This is a genomic window from Ferrimonas lipolytica (assembly GCF_012295575.1).
Taxonomy (GTDB): Bacteria; Pseudomonadota; Gammaproteobacteria; order Enterobacterales; family Shewanellaceae; genus Ferrimonas; species Ferrimonas lipolytica.
Window position 1 is genome coordinate 2,256,753 of the sequence record NZ_CP051180.1, and the last position, 21,266, is coordinate 2,278,018.

The 21,266-nt window shown below is 46.5% G+C and carries 21 protein-coding genes and 1 tRNA gene; 9 read left to right on the forward strand and 13 right to left on the reverse strand.

Going from position 1 to position 21,266, the window contains the following annotated elements:
- Nucleotides 1-154: 154 nt before the first annotated feature.
- From flgE to HER31_RS10410, 6 genes are all read right to left on the reverse strand, one after another.
- Nucleotides 155-1,543 (reverse strand): flagellar hook protein FlgE, encoded by a 1,389-nt coding sequence (gene flgE, locus HER31_RS10385; protein ID WP_168660510.1) that lies wholly within the window; start codon nucleotides 1,541-1,543, stop codon nucleotides 155-157.
- A gap of 10 nt (nucleotides 1,544-1,553) precedes the next feature.
- Nucleotides 1,554-2,240: a flagellar hook assembly protein FlgD gene (locus tag HER31_RS10390; RefSeq protein ID WP_168660511.1), complete on the reverse strand. Its 687-nt coding sequence runs from the start codon at nucleotides 2,238-2,240 to the stop codon at nucleotides 1,554-1,556.
- Between the two features lie 10 nt (nucleotides 2,241-2,250).
- On the reverse strand, nucleotides 2,251-2,667 hold the full coding sequence (flgC, locus tag HER31_RS10395; protein WP_168660512.1) for a flagellar basal body rod protein FlgC: 417 nt from the start codon (nucleotides 2,665-2,667) through the stop codon (nucleotides 2,251-2,253).
- A gap of 2 nt (nucleotides 2,668-2,669) precedes the next feature.
- Nucleotides 2,670-3,065: a flagellar basal body rod protein FlgB gene (flgB, locus tag HER31_RS10400; RefSeq protein WP_168660513.1), complete on the reverse strand. Its 396-nt coding sequence runs from the start codon at nucleotides 3,063-3,065 to the stop codon at nucleotides 2,670-2,672.
- 80 nt (nucleotides 3,066-3,145) lie between these two features.
- Nucleotides 3,146-3,976 carry a CheR family methyltransferase gene (locus HER31_RS10405; RefSeq protein WP_168660514.1) on the reverse strand — a complete coding sequence of 277 codons (831 nt, stop codon included), beginning with the start codon at nucleotides 3,974-3,976 and terminating at the stop codon, nucleotides 3,146-3,148.
- 3 nt (nucleotides 3,977-3,979) lie between these two features.
- Entirely contained in the window at nucleotides 3,980-4,912 is a 933-nt protein-coding gene (locus tag HER31_RS10410; RefSeq protein ID WP_168660515.1) for a chemotaxis protein CheV, read from the reverse strand.
- A 143-nt stretch (nucleotides 4,913-5,055) separates the two neighbouring features.
- Here HER31_RS10410 and flgA point away from each other — a divergent pair, with 143 nt between their 5' ends.
- The 3 genes from flgA (at nucleotide 5,056) to flgN (ending at nucleotide 6,570) form a co-directional block, all read left to right on the forward strand.
- Complete coding sequence (gene flgA / locus HER31_RS10415) at nucleotides 5,056-5,754, forward strand: flagellar basal body P-ring formation chaperone FlgA (protein WP_168660516.1); 699 nt, start codon at nucleotides 5,056-5,058, stop codon at nucleotides 5,752-5,754.
- A 77-nt stretch (nucleotides 5,755-5,831) separates the two neighbouring features.
- Nucleotides 5,832-6,146, forward strand: a complete 315-nt coding sequence (flgM, locus tag HER31_RS10420; RefSeq protein ID WP_168660517.1) for a flagellar biosynthesis anti-sigma factor FlgM — start codon at nucleotides 5,832-5,834, stop codon at nucleotides 6,144-6,146.
- Nucleotides 6,139-6,570 carry a flagellar export chaperone FlgN gene (gene flgN / locus HER31_RS10425; RefSeq protein ID WP_168660518.1) on the forward strand — a complete coding sequence of 144 codons (432 nt, stop codon included), beginning with the start codon at nucleotides 6,139-6,141 and terminating at the stop codon, nucleotides 6,568-6,570. Before flgM ends, flgN begins: the two co-directional genes overlap by 8 nt.
- A 466-nt stretch (nucleotides 6,571-7,036) precedes the next feature.
- On the opposite strand, the gene HER31_RS10430 is transcribed toward flgN, so the two are convergent.
- Nucleotides 7,037-7,489, reverse strand: coding sequence for an LPP20 family lipoprotein (locus HER31_RS10430; RefSeq protein WP_168660519.1), 453 nt, complete (start codon nucleotides 7,487-7,489; stop codon nucleotides 7,037-7,039).
- Nucleotides 7,477-8,100, reverse strand: a complete 624-nt coding sequence (locus tag HER31_RS10435; protein ID WP_168660520.1) for a FlgO family outer membrane protein — start codon at nucleotides 8,098-8,100, stop codon at nucleotides 7,477-7,479. The genes HER31_RS10430 and HER31_RS10435 overlap by 13 nt, the downstream gene beginning before the upstream one ends.
- Before the next feature lie 120 nt (nucleotides 8,101-8,220).
- Between HER31_RS10435 and HER31_RS10440 the strand changes: the two genes are divergently transcribed.
- Both HER31_RS10440 and HER31_RS10445 read left to right on the forward strand, forming a co-directional pair.
- Nucleotides 8,221-9,336: a flagellar assembly protein T N-terminal domain-containing protein gene (locus tag HER31_RS10440; RefSeq protein WP_168660521.1), complete on the forward strand. Its 1,116-nt coding sequence runs from the start codon at nucleotides 8,221-8,223 to the stop codon at nucleotides 9,334-9,336.
- A 78-nt stretch (nucleotides 9,337-9,414) separates the two neighbouring features.
- A tRNA-Arg gene (locus tag HER31_RS10445) sits at nucleotides 9,415-9,490 on the forward strand.
- 416 nt (nucleotides 9,491-9,906) lie between these two features.
- Here the strand turns inward: HER31_RS10445 and HER31_RS10450 are convergent.
- Nucleotides 9,907-10,668 carry a LuxR C-terminal-related transcriptional regulator gene (locus HER31_RS10450; protein WP_168660522.1) on the reverse strand — a complete coding sequence of 254 codons (762 nt, stop codon included), beginning with the start codon at nucleotides 10,666-10,668 and terminating at the stop codon, nucleotides 9,907-9,909.
- 148 nt (nucleotides 10,669-10,816) lie between these two features.
- Nucleotides 10,817-13,006 (reverse strand): hypothetical protein, encoded by a 2,190-nt coding sequence (locus HER31_RS10455; RefSeq protein WP_168660523.1) that lies wholly within the window; start codon nucleotides 13,004-13,006, stop codon nucleotides 10,817-10,819.
- A gap of 341 nt (nucleotides 13,007-13,347) precedes the next feature.
- Here HER31_RS10455 and HER31_RS10460 point away from each other — a divergent pair, with 341 nt between their 5' ends.
- The 3 genes from HER31_RS10460 to HER31_RS10470 all read left to right on the forward strand — a co-directional run bounded on the left by HER31_RS10460 (nucleotide 13,348) and on the right by HER31_RS10470 (nucleotide 14,807).
- A complete protein-coding gene (locus HER31_RS10460; RefSeq protein ID WP_168660524.1) occupies nucleotides 13,348-13,671 on the forward strand; it encodes a hypothetical protein in 324 nt (107 codons plus the stop codon).
- 87 nt (nucleotides 13,672-13,758) lie between these two features.
- A complete protein-coding gene (locus HER31_RS18990) occupies nucleotides 13,759-14,199 on the forward strand; it encodes a replication endonuclease (protein ID WP_168660525.1) in 441 nt (146 codons plus the stop codon).
- A gap of 266 nt (nucleotides 14,200-14,465) precedes the next feature.
- On the forward strand, nucleotides 14,466-14,807 hold the full coding sequence (locus HER31_RS10470; RefSeq protein ID WP_168660526.1) for a hypothetical protein: 342 nt from the start codon (nucleotides 14,466-14,468) through the stop codon (nucleotides 14,805-14,807).
- Between the two features lie 44 nt (nucleotides 14,808-14,851).
- On the opposite strand, the gene HER31_RS10475 is transcribed toward HER31_RS10470, so the two are convergent.
- On the reverse strand, nucleotides 14,852-16,270 hold the full coding sequence (locus HER31_RS10475; protein ID WP_168660527.1) for an MvaI/BcnI family restriction endonuclease: 1,419 nt from the start codon (nucleotides 16,268-16,270) through the stop codon (nucleotides 14,852-14,854).
- A 382-nt stretch (nucleotides 16,271-16,652) separates the two neighbouring features.
- Between HER31_RS10475 and HER31_RS10480 the strand changes: the two genes are divergently transcribed.
- Nucleotides 16,653-18,251: a DNA cytosine methyltransferase gene (locus HER31_RS10480; protein ID WP_168660528.1), complete on the forward strand. Its 1,599-nt coding sequence runs from the start codon at nucleotides 16,653-16,655 to the stop codon at nucleotides 18,249-18,251.
- A gap of 198 nt (nucleotides 18,252-18,449) precedes the next feature.
- On the opposite strand, the gene HER31_RS10485 is transcribed toward HER31_RS10480, so the two are convergent.
- Together HER31_RS10485 and HER31_RS10490 are read right to left on the reverse strand one after the other, a co-directional pair.
- Complete coding sequence (locus tag HER31_RS10485; RefSeq protein ID WP_168660529.1) at nucleotides 18,450-19,718, reverse strand: tyrosine-type recombinase/integrase; 1,269 nt, start codon at nucleotides 19,716-19,718, stop codon at nucleotides 18,450-18,452.
- A gap of 223 nt (nucleotides 19,719-19,941) precedes the next feature.
- Complete coding sequence (locus tag HER31_RS10490) at nucleotides 19,942-20,652, reverse strand: FadR/GntR family transcriptional regulator (protein ID WP_168660530.1); 711 nt, start codon at nucleotides 20,650-20,652, stop codon at nucleotides 19,942-19,944.
- Nucleotides 20,653-21,266 lie beyond the last annotated feature (614 nt).

Below are 21,266 nucleotides of genomic sequence, written 5' to 3' on the forward strand. Positions count from 1 at the left end.
TTAACATATTGAGAGCAAAACTTATGCCAATAAAAGAGACTGGTTTTTGGCGGTTTTGGCGAAAAAGCGCCGCAATAGCGAGTAATGGGGAGGAAACAAATTGCCGCCCAACGATTGTGGGCGGCAACTAAAGTGGAAGGTGAGGCTACAGCGATTAGCGGATCTGCAAGATATTATCTGACAGCTGGTTCGATACGTCCAACGCGCGCGAGTTAGCCTCAAAGTTACGCTGAGCAGCAATCAAATCAACCAGCTCACTGGTTAAGTCAACGTTAGACTGCTCCAATGCAGCACTTTGAATCGAGCCAAATGAGCCGACACTCGGCTCACCTACAAGTGCTTCGCCAGAAGCTTGACTCGCTTGCCATGAGGTATTCCCTACCTGAGTTAGGCCCTGCTCATTAGAGAAGCGTGCTAAGGCAACTTTACCCAGAGCTTGGGTGGTGCCATTGGAGTATGTGGCATTAATCAAACCATCATCAGATACTTCCACGTTGGTCAAGCGACCCACGGTAGAACCATCTTGCGACAGCGAGGTTACCTCAAATACCGAGGCATATTGGGTTGGATCATCGAAGTTCAGGTTCAATGTTTGAGTGCCATCGGCACCGGCGTCGATAACCCCTGCACCAGTTTGACCAAGCGCTTCAGTTTGCAGGTTGGCCGGGCTAGTACCGGTAAAGCTACCCAAGTCATCAAAGGTGATAACGAAACCAGTTTGGCCACTGGCAGTGGCTACTGCGCTGTTGGTTTGGTCAGCAACGCCATCACCATCGGTATCTTCACCGTAAGAGCCTGATACTGGGCCTGGTGGAGTACCACTGTGGTCGTACATATCCACCGGTTCATTATCAACGGTGGTAAAACCAACCCATTGGTTGTTGTTATTCAGCGCCGCGCCAGTTGGTTTAATAAAGTATGTGGTCTGAATGTGCGACTCACCCAACGAGTCGTAAATGGTTACCGAGGTAGAGGAGTTGTAGGTGCTTGGATCTTCTGGATCAAACAAGGCTGGGTCAAGCTCATCCGCCGCCGCCGGTAGGTTCATCGACAAACTAACTTCAGTTGTGGCCTCCGGCTGACCAGCGACCTGTGGCAACTGTACCGGTGCGCTGGTGGACAACGACACTGACTGTGCCGTGCCGTCGGCATTTACTGGCAGCGCCATTAGGTAGTTACCCTGTGAGTCCACCATAAAGTTATCGTCATTAAGCTTAAAGGCACCGGCACGGGTATAGGAGTAATCTTGACTGCCTAGCTCGCTGCTAGTAACAAAAAAACCACTGCCGTTAATGGCCAGATCCAAGGCGTTATCAGTAAAGCTCATTGAACCTTGGTGAAACTGCTGCGCAATCGACGCGGTTGCGACACCGCTGCCTACGTTAGTAGACGCGTTACTGAACAATGAGTTGCTGTATACGTCAGAAAACTCGGCCCGCGATTCTTTAAAGCCGATGGTGTTTACGTTGGCGATATTATTCGATGTGGTACTAAGATCTTTTTGGGCAGCATTGAGGCCGCTAAGTGATACGTTAAAAGACATTTTTCCTTCCTTATCCTTCGGATACCGCCAGAACCTCAGACAATGAGATTCCACCTAAACCTTTGAGGTTCAACACTGTTGGGTTACTTACGCCACCAAGGGTGACACTTGATACATGAGCGTATGCGTACGTTGGTATCGATTCTGAACTGCCGCCGGTCATGCCGGTGCTTTCATAAGTGTATTCGCCGGCGGGCAGGCGTTCGCCGTCTTCATCGGTACCATCCCAGGTGAAATCAACGTTGCCGGTTTCGCCTTCAGTGATAGGGATGGTTTTGACGATTTGACCGGAATCATCCAGTACGTTGACACTGATTCCGGTGCCGTCATCTGGAACACTGACCACCCCAGAAATACTGCCGGTTTCATCCAAGAACGTTTGGCTAGATGGGATCAGTACTTTTTGCCCCACCAGTCCTGACGCTTCCAACGCCTGACTGCTTGCCAATGAAGCGTTCATATCATCGATACTCTCGTTCAGCGCTTCGATGCCATCAACGGTAGCAAATGACGACATCTGCGAGATCATCTCGTCGTTGTCGGTCGGTTCAAATGGGTCTTGGTTAGCCAGCTGCTGTGACAACAACATAAAGAAATCTTCCTGGCTTAACATGCCATCGTCGGTCTCTTCGACAACAGTCTCATCGCCCCAGTAGATAGAGTTAGTTGAAACGCCGGTTGAGCTAATATCTGACATTGATTACTCCTTACCCATTGCCCAGCTGAAGCGTGGCCTTGGCTAAATCCTTAGCGGCAGTGGCAACTTGAATGTTGGCTTGATAACTCCGAGAGGCGGAGATCATATTGGCCATCTCTTCCACCACATTGACGTTCGGCTTGTAGATGTAGCCGTCTTGATCTGCCAATGGATGATTCGGATTAAACTCACGTACCAGCGGGTCGTCGCTTTCAACGATCCCAGCAATCTTGACCGGGCTGGCAGTTTGATCCGCGGTTGCTTGGCTCATTGCCGCTTCAAAAATCGGTTGGCGGGCACGGTAGGTGGTATCCGCACTGGAGGAAACGGCATTGGCGTTGGCGATGTTAGACGCGGTCGTGTTCAGGCGTACCGTCTGGGCACTCATGCCGCTACCGGCCACATCAAAGATATTAAATAGGCTCATGATTACTCTCCACGCAACGCTTTTTTCATGCCGCTAAACTTACTGCCAAGAAACTCTAAGCTGGCTTGATATTCCAGTGAGTTTTGCATAAAGGCATTTCGCTCTTGTTGCAGATCAACGGTGTTGCCGTCGCCTGTGTCTGGTTGCAACGGCACCCGATAAAGCAGCTCGTCTTGCGCATCAACTTGATGGGAGATGTGATTTTCATGGCTGCGAGTCATCTGCATTGACTGGCCGTGTTTGGCACTATTAAGCGCCGCTTCGAAATCCAGTTCTTGCGCCTTATAGCCTGGGGTATCAGCATTAGCGATGTTGCCTGACAACACTTCAGCCCGTTGCGCACGTACGCCTAACGTATGCTGGTGAATGCCAAGTGCGTTATCAAAAGAAATGCCCATCCGTTGCCTCCTATGAATCGTTATTCCATAAAAAGCAAAAGGCGTGCCATTTGGCACGCCTTGGGTTTATCGTTAGCGGCTTATCGCTTGCGATAGACGATGCCGCTGGGGAATCGCAGCATCTCAAATTCATCAGACAACTGCGCCATCGACTCCGACGCACCCAGCATCAGATAGCCGCCGGGGTTAAGAGCGGCAGCAAATTGCCGCAAGATTTGCCGCTTACTATCAGCTGAGAAATAGATCAGTACGTTACGACAATAGATAACATCAAATTTGCCTAACAAGGCATAGCTATCGAACAGATTTAGACGACGAAATGACACCAAACTACGGGTAGCCTGATTCACTTGATGCTTTCCGTCGGGCTGAGAATCAAAAAATTGACGGCTTCGTTCCGGCGATAAGCCGCGAGCCATCGCCAGTGAATCGTAACTTCCCGTTTGTGCCTGACTCAGCACCTTGGTATCGAGATCAGTGGCGATAATCTCTGGCGGCAGTGTTAATTTGCCTGGATTACGCTGTCGAAACTCTTGCAGCGCCATCGCCAATGAATACGGCTCTTGCCCAGTCGAACAAGCAGCCGACCAGACACGGGGACGGCGTTTTTGTTTAGCTAATTCTGGCAGCAACTGCTCTTTAAACAACTCAAACGGGTAACCATCTCGAAACCAAAACGTTTCGTTGGTGGTCATCGCTTCCACCACTTCAGTGTGCAGCGCCGGGGCGTCCGAAGCCAATACCTGTTTAACCAATTCTGCCATGGTGTTGCAGCGATACTTCACTAACAACGGTGCCAAACGACTGCGCACTAGATACTGTTTATTGTCGCCTAGCTCGATGCCACTCTTCTTATTTAGAAATTCAGCGAAAGCGCGGTATTCATTTGGCGCCAACGTTTTATTTGGCAATCTCTAGCCCTCACAGGTTTCCGCAAGATAACGGTTAACGGTTGCCGCTAACTCGTCGGGATTAAATTTAGCAATAAACTCATCGGCCCCAACCTTGTTTACCATCGCTTGGTTAAACACTCCGGACAAAGAGGTGTGGAGCACAATTTTTAAGCTTTGCAGTTGGGGATTAGCACGGATCTCAGCCGCTAGGGTATAGCCGTCCATCTCAGGCATCTCAATATCTGAAATGATCAACGACATCTTCTCAGCAATGTCGTTGCAGCCTGAGGCGATCTCTTTTAACTGATTCAAAGCGTCAAAGCCATCTTTAGCCAAAACAATATCCAGTCCTAACGGCACTAACGCACGTTGGATCTGTTTGCGAGCAACCGCGGAGTCATCGGCAACCATCACCATTCGCTTACTTGGTGCGGTTGGTTTCAAGGTAGCGGCGATCTCGTCACTGATGTCCATCTTTGACGGCACAATCTCGTGCAAAATTTTCTCAACATCGAGAATCTCAATCAGCTTGTCATTAAGCTCGGTAACCGCAGTAAGGTAGTTGCTTTGGCCGCTACCAGATGGTGGCGGCAATACGTTTTCCCAGTTGAGGTTAACGATCCGCTCTACCCCACCCACTAAGAAGCCCTGGATGGTGCGGTTGTATTCGGTAATGATGATAAACGAGTTGCTGGTGTCGGTTACTGCTTTGCCGCCTATCGCCGCCGACAAGTCAATCACTGAAATGGTTTGCCCGCGAATATGAGCAACCCCGCAAATCACCCCTTTTTGATGGGGTAAGGTGGTGAGCTTCGGGCATTGTAGGACTTCCCGCACCTTAAACACGTTAATGCCATAGGTTTGCCGCCCGTTTAAACGAAATAATAGCAATTCCAAACGGTTCTGGCCGACCAGCTGGGTACGCTGGTTAACTGTATCTAGGATACTTGCCATGTAATGGTGTCCCTATGTGAAATACACAAATCAAAAAACAATGGGATGATAGCTGAATGTCGCTATCAAAATGTCGTTATAATAACGCGGTAAATTAAACGCTCCCGCTGTGGGATCACATTTAGCCGATAAGAACTCCAATAATGAAGCGTGTTATCCGTAAAGCCATCTGTATCGTCCCGCTATTAGCAGCCTCTGCCACTATAGCGGCTGAACCCAAAACGGCTTTAACGGAAATCGAGCAAACCGCAGAACATTATGTGACTTCGCTCACCAATCAACCACAAAATGGTGAAGTAATTGTAAAAGCGAAGCCACTAGACAAGCGTCTCAAGCTGGCTGTATGTAAACTTCCGCTTGATGCCGAGGGCCCAGATAAACCATCTAAGGGGCGTTACGTTACGGTAAAAGTAAGCTGCCCTGATGAAAATGGCTGGTCGGTGTATGTGCCGGTGCAATCAAGCACCTACATTCGAGCCGTAATCAGCATCGTCGACTTGCAAGCCGAGAGCATGCTTGATAGCCAAAATATTAGTGTGGCACTGGTTCCAGCCAGTTCGTTACGTGGTAACTACTTTACCCAAACCGACGAATTGATCGGGGCACGATTAGTGCGACGCAGCAGCCAAGGGCAAGCGATTAAACGCAACAACGTTTGCCAGGTCTGCAAAGGAGACGTAGTAACCATCTACGCGCGCAGTAATGGCTTTGAACTAAAAACCTCCGGTGAGGCCATAGCAAATGGCGCCGTAGGCGATACAATTAGAGTAAGAAACAACCGTTCACAACGGATTATTGACGCTAAGATTATCGCCGTAGGTAAAGTAGAAGTTCAGCTTTAATTATTTCCTAAAGGTTTTTTTACGCTCGCCGATAGCTTAATTAACCGACACACTCTTATATGACGACGGAGCCTCAAATGGATCTGATCAACAAAATGTTTGGCGGCAGCCCGCGTCCGGTAACGCAGTCAACTACCGACAACGCACCAAAGGCGCAATCGCCTGTTGAAGCCGCCCCAAAAACCACTAACGGAGACGAAGTGGTGTTAACTGACCAAGCGCAACAGCTTAAAAAAGCGGAAGCCTCAATGGATGCGGCAAGTGGTATAGATATGGACAAGGTTACCTCAGTAAAAGCAGCTATCGCTAATGGCAGTTACCACGTTGACCCAGAAAAATTAGCGGCCAACATCAGCAAATTTGAAAGCGAGTTGGACGGTTTAAATGGCTAGTCCAAGCCTCGACAATATGCTTTCGCAACAGCTGACCCGACTGGGTCAGCTGTTGGCGCTTCTAGAGCAGGAAACCGAAGCGCTGGTTAACCGTAATATTGATGATATTGAGACCTTGCTGAAACGCAAAGTTGGTCTGCTTGACGAAATCAAGATGGCCGATATCAGCATTAGTCGCCACGGTGACATCAAAACATTGGCCGAGCAGCCAGAACAGCTAGCGTTGGTTGAACAGTGCAAGCAAGCACTTAGTAGCTGCCATGAGCGCAACAGCCATAATCATAAACAGGCTGAACTGGTTTCTGCTAGCCTTACCCGCCTGCAACAACTGCTGTTACGCAGCAGCCATAGCAATGCCCTTACCTACACCGGTAAAGGCAATACTCACGTTGGCCAACGTTTAGGTAGAAGCATAATCGCCTAAGCCCACACAGTTACAACGTTGCTAACCAAAATAGCGGTCCTTACGAGGGTCGTTTTTTTTTAGGCTGTGTACCAACTAAGTGTTGTTCTTTCCAATGCTGTTAAAGCACCGGCTAGGGGAGTTTTGATACAAGGGAAAAGCACTAGCGCAGTTGATCTTCTGCCGCATTGGAGCAGTCCAGCGAAGCGTTTGGGACTGCCACCTAAGGCAAGTTCCAAAGAGGGCGAAGCGCCCCCTCTACTGCATACAAGAATGTGCCGTCGCGACAGCGTCCCCTAACAGCATCGAAATCGGTACAGCCGCAAGCTTGATATAAACCTCAACAGTTAACTGTGACGCAGCCTTTTTATATCCCCTGCAAGCTCAGCGTAACTTTCTCCGCCGAAAACCAAAACGGCTCTATTGCTAGCGCCGTTTTGGTTACAAGCTAAGACAACTCAAGATTGTAAGGGGGATATTATAGCGCTTAGTAATAGGTGACTTTGTTAATGCGCTGCTTCGGCTGTTGCTGATACAGCTCCCATACCCGCCGATAGTCTAGCTCTAACTCTGCCACGTAAGTGTCGTCAACAGGGTAAGTGCGTACTACCGTTGCCCCTCGAATCACTCCATCAACCTTTACCTTAAAGTTATCGTTCGCTAACACCAGCTGATGCATGTCACTGCTGCCTTCGATGCGTTGGCCAAACACCTGTTCTGCTAGCTCTCGATACGCATCCAGTTTGGCGGCGCGCATCGCTCGGCGCATCTTCTCTTGTTCGGTTTGACCATGTTGCAGCGACAGCGGTGCCATGCCGGTTGCCGTTAGCACTGGGAAGGATTCAGGCGCAATGGTTTCATACTCGACATGGGTGGTTAAACTGTAACAGCCACCAAGCAATAACGTGGTTGCCAGTGCTGCCATCTTTAATGGTTCCATTGCGTTACCTCTCCTTCACCAACTTTTGCGTGTCGAAACAACTTGCCGTGCTCCAGCGTCACCAACCGGCTTGGTTTATAGTAGTTAGGCAGATCACGCCAATTTACTGACGTTTGGCTGGTAGCAACGACCTTATTGCCATCGAGCGCCAAAATGCGAGTAAAGATCTGCACGCTGTCGCTGCTGCTTCCCATAGTGGCAACCACAACATGATCAACCTCAAGCGAATTAGGCAACTGTTCGATATCACGACTTAACAGCAAGTTGCCGCTTTGGGTAACACGAACCACATCGCCGCTGTTAAGATCAACAACGGTAAATCCCTGCTGATGTAATGCACTCAACAAAGCATCACCAAGCTGCAATGCAAACTGATCACTGTTACCGAAACCATCAAGCGCCACAGGGGTACTAACCGCAACCACCTTGTCCTCAATAGGGTTGTGATGGTTATTGGTTAATTCATTAGTTATCTGTTTGGCCAGTACGTTCAGCGCGCCTTGAGGCGGCAAGCCGTTGCAGCCATGACGCTCAAATTGACAACCATTGCTTGTACTTGATTGCGCACAGCCAACCAATAAGGCTAATACCACCCACATTGTCCACCGCATCTCACTCCCCTGCGCTTACGTCACCACAATTGATTACTTACTATCGGCTTACTGGCAACAAACTTTAGGCACAGCAATTGCTTATCTATTGGCATGTTTCTTCTTGGGTAACTCGCTGTTATGTCTATGCGTTCTATCTGTACGGCCTTAGCCATGCTTATTCCATCGCTCTCTGTTGCCGCACCGATGATTGTCAGTGGTAGTGCTGAGGTATTTAATAACGATATCGCCAATGCCCGCCAACGCGCCATCGACAACGCCCTTTCTCAAGCGGTTATGGCGCACGGTGGCACCATCAGCATCAATCAACACAGTGCCAATGGCGTGCTGCTAGATGAACAGGTTAACTGGAACAGTAGCAATCAAGTTCGCTCGATGGAGCTGTTATCAGAGCAGCGCCAGCAGCAACAGCTGACAGTGGAAATGCGTGTAGATCTTGAGGAAAGCAAGCTCCAGCGCTGCCGCCATGACGGCAAAGTGAAAGTGATCATTCCCAGAGCTAAAGTACGTTATCGCCAACAACTGATTGCCGGTGGCATCTATCAACTCGATTCCGCCATCGCCCGCGTTGTCGGTAACACCATTAATGGCGAAAGCAGCGCCGCTTACGCTCAGTCTCTAGATCAACTCAATGTCGACTTTGGGCAACAGGATAAAAGCTGGATCACTGAGCTAGCTCGCCAGCAGCAGGGGCAGTATGTGCTTACCATCGACATTGATGATGTCGCGGTCGAACGACCAGAGAAGATGTTTGGCTACATTGAGCGAGATGGGGAACGCACCATCGCCATGACCGCCAATCTTTACGACGGTTTTAATGGCCAACACGTATGGCAACAGCGCTATCGCGGCAGCGGCAATTGGCCCTATGAGCGGCAAGAAAGTGCCGATACGGCCACTGAGCGTTTCTGGAACACCGAGTTTGGAGAGCAGATCCAACTGCAAGTGCAGCAAATGAGTGAACAGATCAATACCACCCTAACCTGTGCCCCCATCCGAGCTCGTATCATCAATATTCAACAACAAAGCGTACAACTGGATATTGGTGAGCAAAGTGGCCTGAAGGTTGGTGACACCATGGTGTTAACGCCACAGCAGCAGCAATGGGGGTTTGCCAGTGGCGTTAGCTTGAAGCTAACCCAAGTTCGCGCCAATCAAGCGCTCGCCCAAATTGTCGATTACAATGACAGCATGGGAGTACAAATCGGTGACTGGGCTGAACGAAAACCGCTATAAATGGTTGTTTTTAAAGCAAACAAATAAAACTTCTTTGGAAAATAAAAGCAGCTCCGTTAGAATGTGGGCTGCTTCCACCTCCCTATAGCTCAACAGGATAGAGCATCCGCCTCCTAAGCGGACGATTGGGGTTCGAGTCCCTATGGGGAGGCCACCACCAAGTGACTTAAAATATTTATTTTTATCCATTTAGGCAGTGACACTCACTCACACCAAGCCTTCTTTTTCGAATGCTGTATTAGGTTGTGGGTCAAGTTGATACCAATGCTTACAACCCTTCTTTATAGTCAGATTCTACTGACCAAATGCCACCTCAAATGTCTACCACTGAAATCGGTATTACTGAACAAACTGGCGTTGTTACCTAAATCGATTGAAGCCGAGATGCGGTGGAAGGTTTCTCCCAGAAGCATTCATAAACGCAGTTTTTTGTATTATTTAAAAATGCATAACGATTCAAACCCCACCTAACTCCGCATCTGAAACTAGTGGTGCAGAACATCACACCGCTATATTCGTTAGTTTATTCGGTATAATGTAACCATATCAGAATAAAACCATAACAATTACTTAGATTATGCAAGCTTCTTTCGCTTTATAGATAAGTTCTGCCTTAGTCTTTGCTTTTAATAAACCCTTCGCTTGGTCTAGGTGGTAGTTAACACCTCGTTCAGTTAAGTACATTGAATCACTTATCTGCTTTAAGCTCATCCCTTCAGTGGTTCGTCTTATTATCTCGATAGTTTTCTCTCCAAGAGCACCAGCTCGTATAGTCGGATTAATAATAGCTGGGTATTTCCTGCTGAAGTAATATAAAATAAGTTCAAGATCAGTGTCGATCGAAAGTTCTTCGTATTTTTTTATAAGATTTTCAGTATTATGGCATTTTGAGGCGATAGCGAATACCCCTAAAAAATCATCACCTTCTTCTTGAATTGTTACGAAAAATAAACCATCAAAACCATTATCACCAAAGCTCTTAGTTAATTTTTTATATAGCTCATCTTTAGTGCCAAACTGGAACCAACTGTTCAACGAAGTACACCCTTTCGGCCATTTTCCCTTCTGCACGTCACTGGCTACTGCAAGTTTATTTTTCCGCGCACAGGTAATGATTGACACCATATTATTCCTCAATGTATCTGAGGTGCCTATAATGGGGTATTTAACATATTTGTCAGCTGCTTTTTGGGATGACATAGGTCTATTTTTGAAAGAACTCATCCCTGTCTCTGGGTATATTGCAAAGGCGGCCTCTAAGAATTCGTACCGCTGAAGTTTAGATTTTAACAAATTAGACAATATCATTACTTCACCTAAACTAACATTCATACTGAATACCCATACTTAATTATCTATTGGCCCAAGATCTCATTCTATTTTGCAAGAAAGCGGTCAAAGTAATCTATGCATTATTCTTACTTACGAATAATGCATAGTATATGTTCTAATAGATTAGGAACTTGTGAAAAGTCAATGCCTATTTATCTATCTCGCGCTGGAATCCGTGGCATGTTCCGCAAGCATAAGGGTCTGGAAAGGTTTTACTCAAAGAGTAATCACTATTATGGCTACTAAACCACATATCTTCATACAGCTTGGTTTGTTGAGCGAGCTTTGTATCTCTGTCTGTATACTGTGGGTGAGTACTAGCAGTGCGAAGATTAGACACATTTTCTTCTGCTGGTACGAATTTGGCTAAACTTGCATCACCGTGATTCTTCATCAACATGCCCCCATCATCATTGTAGGTGTTGTGGCACCAGAAGCAACGAGCACTTCTATTATGAGCTTCGGGGGCTCCGTTATTACCATGACAGGTTGCGCAATAGTATGGCTGAATATTGTCAAACCCATCAGTCGTATTAGTAGGCCAGCTCTGACCTCCATGGCCCAATGAATTTTTTTCATCGTTGTGGCATTGTGAACAGTCCGCAATTTTCCAGCCAAAGTGAGTTTCGTCCACTATCGGAGCATTGCCTATCTTACTCTCTGTAGTAGCCATTTCAAGTGGGCGAAGTGTTGCAGTTTCCGTAACAACTTCAATGCCTTCCCCCTCGGGAAATTTATCGAAATCATAAACACCATCCATACCATAACGCTGCAATTCATTTTCCGCCAATCGGACTTCAACCACCTTATCTTCATTGAGGATTATGTCATCTATGTAAAACAATTCTTCTGATTGAAGTGCAATAAGTGCCATATACTCAGGAGGGTATCTTATGATATTTGCCCCAGCAACTTCACCCAAGTTATTACCACCAATACCGAGAAATGATTGAAATTCTCGCTGGCAAATTTCGTCATCAATTTCACCTTCATTTTTTTCGGTAGGCGTTCCGTCATGTTTAAAGTCGCATCGTGGCGTAGGAATCATCGCAAAATCTTCGGCGGCAGCTAATTCTCCCTGGTATGGATTTGCAGCTATCCATCCATCATACGGTCCAGACCAAGGATCGTGCATAAGAGCAAAGTTATTTACGATTGCGCCCGAACTAAGAACCCGCCACCAAGTGAATCTAAAATCCAGATCTCTAGCTTCTGCTAACGATAGCCATACATCCATCGACGTGATTACTCCTGGCTGAAAAACATCACTTCTCAAGTTCCAGGCCTTTACTTCAACATCCATTTCTTTAATTTCTGGCGCATCCGCTCGTAGTAGGAATTCTTGTATTCCCATATCTCGTGAACCAGCGTGCAATATATATGGCACCACATATTTACCATCGTTGTTTGCCAATCGTTCTTGCTCTTGTTTCCAAACCCAGTGGCGTCGATTGGTTAAGACCTCATCGTGAGGAAGAAAACGGATTTGCTGCGCTTCCCTTAACCAGAACTGGTCCATTCTTTTATAGTTGTAATCGTGTCTTAACCCGCCGTACATGCGGTTTTCCCCACGGGATTGAATAAAGCCAAAGTGCCAGTGCTCACTGTCAAAGTATTCGCCATCTGCATCTGTATCTACGCCCTCCGTACATATGTCATCTAGGTCTTCGTCGATACACTCACTAAAGTCACCATCGCCATTTCTGTCCCACGATATATGAAATTCATATGTGTCGTATTCTGAATCAGCGGGTTTTATTATGTTCTCAACCCCACCTTCCCAACGCATGTCGTCTCGAGTACCTACTACGTAGCGCAGCAGATCGAAAACGTTGTAGTGACCGTCAACAAAGATATCTGGACGGGAGGTACCTGCACCTAACCCGTCGGGATTGGTTGCAAGCCACGCTTTCATTTGCTCCATATCAACATCGTAGATAGGCCCGATTTCTGTATTTGATACCCCCGCATCAGTCGCATCCCGAATATTGACGTTGCCATCACCGTTGGCGTCGTAACTTACTTCTTCACCCGCTTCGTTCTCATATAGCAAGTTGTCTGCATATCCTTGCCCAACCATAGCGTGTCGTAACATACCTGCTGTAAGCCACGGTTGAACATTGTCTACAACCCGTCCTACAGTAACTTCTACCGTACCTTTTAAAGTTGAATCATAGGAACTGAAGTCTATTTCTGGTGTTTCGATGTAACTCCAAGCGGGGTTTTGGTCTGCTGCTGGGGTATTACTTTGTGTTGGGATTTCCGCATCGTCGTTTCCACACGCAGTCAGTCCCAGTAACAGCGGCAGTACAAGTGCCGTGAGTTTTCCACTATTCATCTCTTATCCTCGCCAGTCATACTGGCTACTTTTTGTTATTTCCCTCCTATATTGTGTCGCCCTAATGGATATGAGATACACTGTAATAAATGTAACAATAATAAAGATAGTAGTGATAAATGTGATATTGATCCTGTCGATACAAGATCGGTAACACATTAAGCAGTGCCAAGGCAATGGCTTATAAAGGGTATTCTCCCAAACCAATAAAAGACGAAGTTAAGGTCCGCATTTCCAATTATCTAGTTAGAGTTATATAGTCGGCTTGTTCAAGAACGGTGATAGTGAATTGTGTAGTGGTCTGATTACTGGAAAGTAATCAGTCGAAAGGATATCGACCCGTGTCAGCAGATGCTCAGAATAATGATACTGAAATTGTGATGGATGAAGAATGGCAAACAAAGGTTGAAAACCTACTTCGAACACAAAACCATCACCCAAACTTCTCAGAGTTTTTCTCAAAAATTTCCCATCAATTCGGCTTCAATTCATTGGAAGAATTGATGTGCCACACCGAACATCAAATCTCAGCAGTTGAATTAGATTTTTCATCGGCCTCTTGCAAGCATGATGACCTCATCGAAAAACTTAAAGCCGCATACTTAGAATTCACAAGATTGAACTCTGTAATAGGTCTGAAAAAAGTGGCTGTGCAAAACCTTTAAATAGCACCAAGGAGTGAGCAATGGCTGTTTACTCTATTGAGCAAGGTACCCGTAACGTAACAGGTACCGGCCCAGTTAACGGGGTTGATGTCTATTGACGAAAGCGAAGATCCTATACGATGCAGTCAGCTGCCGTTACGGGTTCACCAAGCAATCTACGACGCAACCCTGTTGGTTCCACCACAGCTTGTCAAAAATGTGGAGCAACACGATCGAGGATTTGTCTCACAACTGTTGCGGGGTTTTCCACTCGACCTACAACTGTTGTTTATAACGAACTATCACAAGCAGTCGTCACGGCGAGAGCAAAATACCTGGCTGCGGAAATGTATCCCGCATATTACTAACAAGCTCGACACGCCCCCTCCTAGCCCAGCAGGTGGTCAAACCCATCTCCGAAAAATATGGGCACAAACTCGTTCTTCATTGCATCGGCAGCAATTACAACCTTATGGTTTTCGAATTGGTGAACCACAGCACTGCGGCTCACCACACTGGCACATGCTGCTGTTCGTCACTACGCTCTAAAAGTCGATGACAACAAAGTAGAGGCAGCTGAGCTGCTGTAGTGCTTATCGATAAGAAAAAAGGAACGGGCTGCAGGATACATCGCTAAATCCATATCTAAAGGGATCGACGGTTCGGATCTAGATTGTAGTGTCTACGGGGAAGAACCTATCAAAGCCGCAGATCGCGTTCGAGCTTGGGCTTCCTGCTGGGGCATTCGTCAATTCCAACAGATTGGCGGTGAGTCTGTAGCGGTTTGGCGTGAGCTGCGCCGTTTGAAAGCTCACATGGTAGCCAAAGGTTCGCAACTGGCACAGACATGGCATGCTGCAGACAGCGGCGAATGGTGCCAATACCTAACGGCGGTTCGTGGCGAGAGTCACCCAACTACTAACTTAGCTAAGGACAGTCAGATACCTTTAGTTGGCCGCTTAACGATAGCGCCACACTACCAAGCCGTGTTTGACACCAATACTGGTGAGGTCAAGACCTGCCGCTACGACGGCAGCTTTCGATATGCTCTGAAGGGGCTGAACTGCGAGGGGCTAATACTGATAACCCGCCTCCACGAATGGCGACAGGCTAAAGCTGTTGATCTTGGCTCTGCTAACTTGGAGTTCTGTGAATAAGTGTACTGAAATTTATAAATGACAACATCCATTAGCAGGATAGCTTAAACCTCAGTTTTCAGACAGTGATGTATTGGCTCTGGGAACAACAATGACAAATCCCGTTTGTTAATTTTAAACAAAGGGCCTTTTTCACTAACTTTATCGGTTTTACCTGAGCGCTTGATAAGGTGATCCATCGTGATCTTACCATCGATAATTAATGGAATTAGTTGAGTCAAGATAGGTGCTTTTGTATGGACTAGCGAGCGTAGATGAAAATACTCAACTCCCTCTTCAAACCAGCTGTCAGCTTCAATCCAAAATGTCTCCGAGTGCTTTTCAAGCAATCGCTCCTCAAGCAACTTGCTAGGCCATGTCGCAACAGACTCGCCACTATTGTGAACTTCTTCAAGCCAATCGCAATCGTAATCATATTTGAAGTACAAACCCTGAGAGTTAGGCTTGGTTGCACTAACAGTACAATAGAGTTTGAAATCACCATTATCGCGGGTGTATCCATATCGTTCTAAAATTTCAGCGCTTCTCTTACATGTGCTTTTTCGCCAGTCAGCAACTTGGGCGAACAGAGTGGTTCTAGTTCTATTGCCTCGGCCAGACTTTAACTCAATACCTTTGTAATCTGGTTTTTTGCTCGAATTAGCCTCAATTCCTAAAAGTGACTCCAGCGTGTATCCAATTGCGGTATCACCTTTACGCTCTGCCTTGAACGGAGTCACTGCCAATTTTTTAAGTGCAGCCAAAAGCTCTTCAGCGACTCGGTTGTTTATAGATGTCCACGTTCGAAGGTGTTTGCCGACATGACTATGGTCAGATTTAAATTCACCCTCTAGGAAAGACTGGCTAAGGTTTAGAAGATAAGCGCAATCATCAATCACAATGATCGCGATAATATCCCCCGCCAGAGCAAACCCACCTAATTTTCTGAACCACATTCTTGGATCCCCTTTTTTGGTTTTGGGGCGATACAAGCTAAGCTTAGAACTAATGCAGTTTTCCACACCTAACAACTGAGCTGATTTAATAACTTTGTGTTCTGACCCCTGTTGCTGCTCAGAGTAATCATGAAACCCTTCGAGTCGAAAGTGAGATCGAACAGGGAAAGTTGCATCCAATATAGACTTTTTCAACCCTGTCACAGTCGGCTCAAATACTGAGTACTCAATAGCTAATTTGGTTAAGAAACGTTTATTGGCTTCGACGTGCTCATCATATTCTTGAGCTTCAGGCACAGCTATCGCAGCCTCATCTATAGGCACATATTTATGTGAGACTTCAGCAATCTGCCATGTTGATGAATCCTGCCTGTCATAATGTGACTTACATTCATACCAACTTGAAAAACCGTACGATTGGCTTAACTGCTCGTATGCTTGATGAAGTTCTATTCCTAGTATGTTTTTCAAAGATTTTGCTCGCTGTTTAAAGCGTTTCAATGAGGGCAGACTCTTATTTTTATTCATGCCTAACAGACCATATTGATAGATACAAAAAAGACCATCTGGTGTAACTACTAAGTAGCTGCCGACTTAAGGTAGCCACGCAATGTTGACCCATAAGGGTGCAAAATCGAGCGCATGCTCAAATATCAACCACCAGCAAATAAATAGATACCACCGAAGACGAAGGCGTGTAAGAAGCAAGCACTCACTGCAAACCTCCTGATAAACAGGAATATCTACAGAGAGGACCTGATGGGGTCTTTTCGAGGACTGAGGGCTACTCTCATTAGCCTCCACGGACAGTAATTACTCGAAACGAAGCTGTCAAACCAGAATCACCTGGACTTCTGGCTCATGCTTCATTAAACTGACGTATCATAAACTGAGGAAAAAGGATCCTGACTTGAATCATATTGAGCTATTCGCTGGTTGCGGCGGACTATCGCTAGGTCTAGAAGAAGCTGGTTTTGAATTATTACTAGCCAACGAGCTTTCCCCTATGGCCGCTGAATCTTTTGCTTTCAACATCTTAAATGAAAACCTTGGCACAGACGCTTGTGAAGGTCTGCCCCGATTAGCCGAAGAATCTACCTCGAATCGCAATAAGATGGCCTTATGGCTCAACAGTCAGCATAAAAAGCTCAAACCTCGACTTCGGGAAAATCCCTTTGAGTATCCTGCATTCGATGATCCTGCTGGATATAGTGACATGCCAAAAGACTGGTCAGCCCTCAAAGGGAAGTTGATTATAGGCAGTATCACTGAGCTCAATCGCTTGATTGATGCTACTCCGAAACTCTCAGAGTTATTGAATACGGGGTTTAATGCCCCTAATCATCTAGACCTAGTTTCTGGAGGTCCCCCTTGCCAAAGTTTCAGCATGGCCGGTAAGCGAGAGAAGGATTCTGATAAGAATACGCTTCCTTGGCAGTTTGCGGATTTTGTAAAGCACACCCAACCGAAGGTTGCTTTGCTCGAAAACGTCACAGGGATTTTACGCCCATTCAAAGATGATGAGGGTAATCAATTTCACGCCTGGTATGAGGTCGCGAAGGTATTTGGCCTGATTGGCTATGTGCCCCTGTGTTTGCATATTAATGCTAGACACGCAGGAGTGGCTCAAAACCGTCCGCGCTTCATTATGCTTGCCATCAGACAGAACTATGTCAATACGGCTATATCTGAGCTCGATGCCGAGTCCAAGGCGCTGTTTTCTGAGTCATTAATGTTTTACGAAACAGTCCAGAAGCAAAGAGCACAACTACCATTTGGTCATCTGACGGTCTTAGATTCATCAAAGCACAAATCAGCATTTCAAACCGAGTTACTAGCTCCTCTCGTGAGCTCTGATGAACACTCAGTAATGGACGCTATCAACGATCTCAAACAGAACAATCCAAGTAAGCAATCTAACTTTGTGGGATCGTTGAACCAAAAATTTAATTTTTTGCCAAACAGAAACGAACTTCACAACCACGAATTTCGCTCTAATGGGGAGATAGTAAAACGTAGATTTAGATTATACCAAGTCCTTCAAGACATCGATGACAGAGCCGTAACTCAAGCAGTTTTTGAGGTTTTACGAGGCAATAGTGATGAGTTAACTAATATTTCGTGGAGTCGTCTTAAAGACTTTGAATATCGTATCGAAGCAGAAGCATTGAAGAAATTCCATACCAAGAAAGAAATGGAAGATTATTTAATGGCTCACCCCACAAAGAAACAAACTCAAAAGGCTCTAGTTGCAAGTAAACCTGCACCAGCGGCCCTCTCAATTCCTGACGACGCTTGCCACTATGACAAGGATGAACTGCGCGTCCTTACCGTTAGAGAGATGGCACGGATTCAGTCTTTCCCAGATAACTTTGTATTCCGGTCAAAAGTCACGACAGGCGGCCAAATGAGAAAATTTGAAGTGCCACAATACACTCAGGTAGGAAATGCTGTCCCTCCGTTGCTAGGACTAGCCTTGGGTCAAGTAGTTAAACAACTCATTAAATAGCCGCTCGTCGATGTGGCTGTATTTCAACGGCCACATAGAAATTCAGACACGAAATACGTATCGGTTACTAACCTGCTACGCCTTACCGTATATGTTGACCCCTCACGGACTTGACCCGTGGACCGAGCGAAGTTATGCACCAACGCCCCCTTCGCTCAACTGCTTACCAAGCTCTGCCATCAGCGCAATCTTCTGCTCTCACGTTAGCGAATCCAGCCCCTGAGCAGGTACAACATCAGCTTGTGCCTGCTTCTGCCCATCAACAATAGCGCCTGTCACCGAATCTAGTTCCGCTCGTACCTGCTCAAGCTGCAAATGAGCATAAGTGCTAGCTGTAATACTTATATCGCTGTGGCCAAGCAATTTGCTAGCCGCTTGTAAGCTGCCACCGCGCATGACGTTCCAACTAGCGATGGTTCGCCGCAGATCGTGGATGGTAACGTTCTTACTGCGATCTGAGCTATAAAGCCCAGCACGATTAGATATACGATTCCAAAATCCACTAGCCCCTGATTTATCTACCACATGGCCACTTTGCGTTTGCTGGGATGGAAAGACAAAGGTTTGCCCTGCTTCGGCCTGTTCACTGCGACGCTTTAAGATTTCCATAGCCTTATCAACTAACGGGACAGCATGAGGTCGCTTGGCTTTCATCTTGGTGGTTGGTATCAACCAAACAGCGTTAGCGTGGTCAACTTCCTGCCATTCCATACTAAATACACAACTTTTGCGTTGCCCAGTGAGCAGCAACATCATCACCACATCTTGATAGATCGCAGGCTCTTGCTCTAGTGAAGCCATTAGCGCCTGCATTTCATCTTGATTAAGGATTCGTTCACGCTTAATCGAGGCGACCTTTTTCACTTTCGCAAACGGATTCGCTTCACTTTCAGCAAACATCGACTTCAAAATAGTCAAACACTTATTGTGAACGGAGGGAGTTCGCTCGATAAGAATCAGCTTAAGTAAATTATGCGCATAGGCTCTGTCTATATCATTCGCTTGTAGGCGACCAACACGATGCTTTAGGTGAGTGTTCCAATTACTCTTAGAGTCTTTGAGCGACTTCTCTCGCCGTTCGCCGCTCTTAATCTTAAGTTCAAATTCGGCAACGTAGATATCGAACAGTTGCTGCATTGACAACGACAGCACCTTTGGGCGTTCAGCTTCAGCGAGCTGATGCCGCTTTACTTCATTAGGGTCAACCCCATCCATCACCTGTAATGCGAGCTGCTTGGCCTTCTTACGAGCGTTTTCAACGGAAAGTTGCGGAAACTGCCCTATCGTAACGTGCAGATCTTTGCCATTTTGGCACCGTCGGTAGCGGTAATATTTTGATCCAGAAGGCATTACTTCAAGCACCAAGCCTGTAACCGACTCTCGATGCCCTTCATCTTTGATGCGAAAACGAGCCTTTCGCGGCAAGATCTGCTCCAAACTGCGCTTGGAGAAGGCGATTTCTGACATATTTAGATGGCCTCCCTCTATTTCGGCACCGTATTTGTGCCGACTATGTGCCGACCTCGGCACACATCGAGGTTAAATTTAGACCATTCCCGTTAACGTCGCAATCAATTAACTATCTGTTATATAAACAGTAATTAGGTTGTGTTAATTACCGTTAATGTCAAAAAATGACTCCTATGGGGAGGCCAATTCTGCATATTCCCGTCAACAACTACCATTGTCGTTACGACTGATGATAATCACGCTCTACTTTTTGCAAGCGCCCTAAGAAGCCATCAAGGTGTTGGCGCATTTCTCGCTCAGCCGCATCTGCATCGCCGTTGGCAATGGCATCAATAATACTTTGATGCAAACCGGCAGGATGGATCTTATCGGTATCCGGTTCAAACTGGGTCGCGATACTAAAGATCAGTTCGAGCAGCGACTTAGCAATCGCCCCTAACAAGCGGTTAGGGCAATGGTCGGCTAACAGTACATGAACCTTTTGACGCGCATGAACGGTCTCAGGGTATTCAATAATGTCTTCACCATCAGCTGCCTGCTGCAAAGCTCGCACCAGTTCCGGAGTTGCAGTTTGAGCAGCCAACCGTGCGACCTGCGGCTCAATTAAGATTCGAGCATCATAGATCTCATCGAATGACATCTGCCCCAAGCGAAACAGATCATGGCAGGCAGAGCTAATGACGCCAAAGTTTAACGTCTGTACAAAGGCCCCACCGGTGGCCCCCTGCTTAATCCGCACTAAACCAGAAGCTTCTAATCCTTTAATCGCCTCGCGGATTACGGTTCTGCTAACTTGAAATTGTTCAATTAGCTCTCGCTCTGACGGCAACTTATCACCAGCTTTATAACGGCCATTGAAGATAACCTTACGCAGCTGTTCTAGCACCTCTTCAGATGCTCGCCTGTTGTTAATCGGTTTAAATCCAGTCACGGCTCTTATCTGTAATTCAGTTCTAACCGGCGAGTATACAACAATAAAAGGGCAGCAAACCCTATTGTTAACAACACTAAGGTTGCCCCCTGCCGCTACTAATGAGCCATTTTGCTTGGATTTTTTATGCCACAAGCTCTCCGCCGCAAAAAAAGGCGACAATATTAAGGCGTCCCCAGCTCAAGTACTGGTTATATAAACGTCGCAATTGATCTACATCAAAGATTGAGCATTCCAAGCGGCGACCATCCCTTCCTGGTTCCAATCAGAGTTCTTTCAATGCGGCCAAGTAAAAAAACAAAATACTGAAATGTAAGGATTTATTAAAATTTCAATTACGCTTGACGTGAACAACTTTCGATTGTTAACACCGTTTGCACGCTAATAATCACAGCAACTTATCATTCGTGAGCCACTACGCGCATCCGTAACAAGCCCCTTTCTGCTCATACGTTATATGTCATACATTTAACGTATTGGGCGTGGCGCTGATTTTCTCATCATCAATTAGTCTGCTTCATGCCTGTTAACCCAAGAAAACCAGAGATGTTTTTAGCCTCTATGTCTGCCACTGAGGATTTCAGTGGCAGCGGCGAAAGCAAAAGGAGTAAATA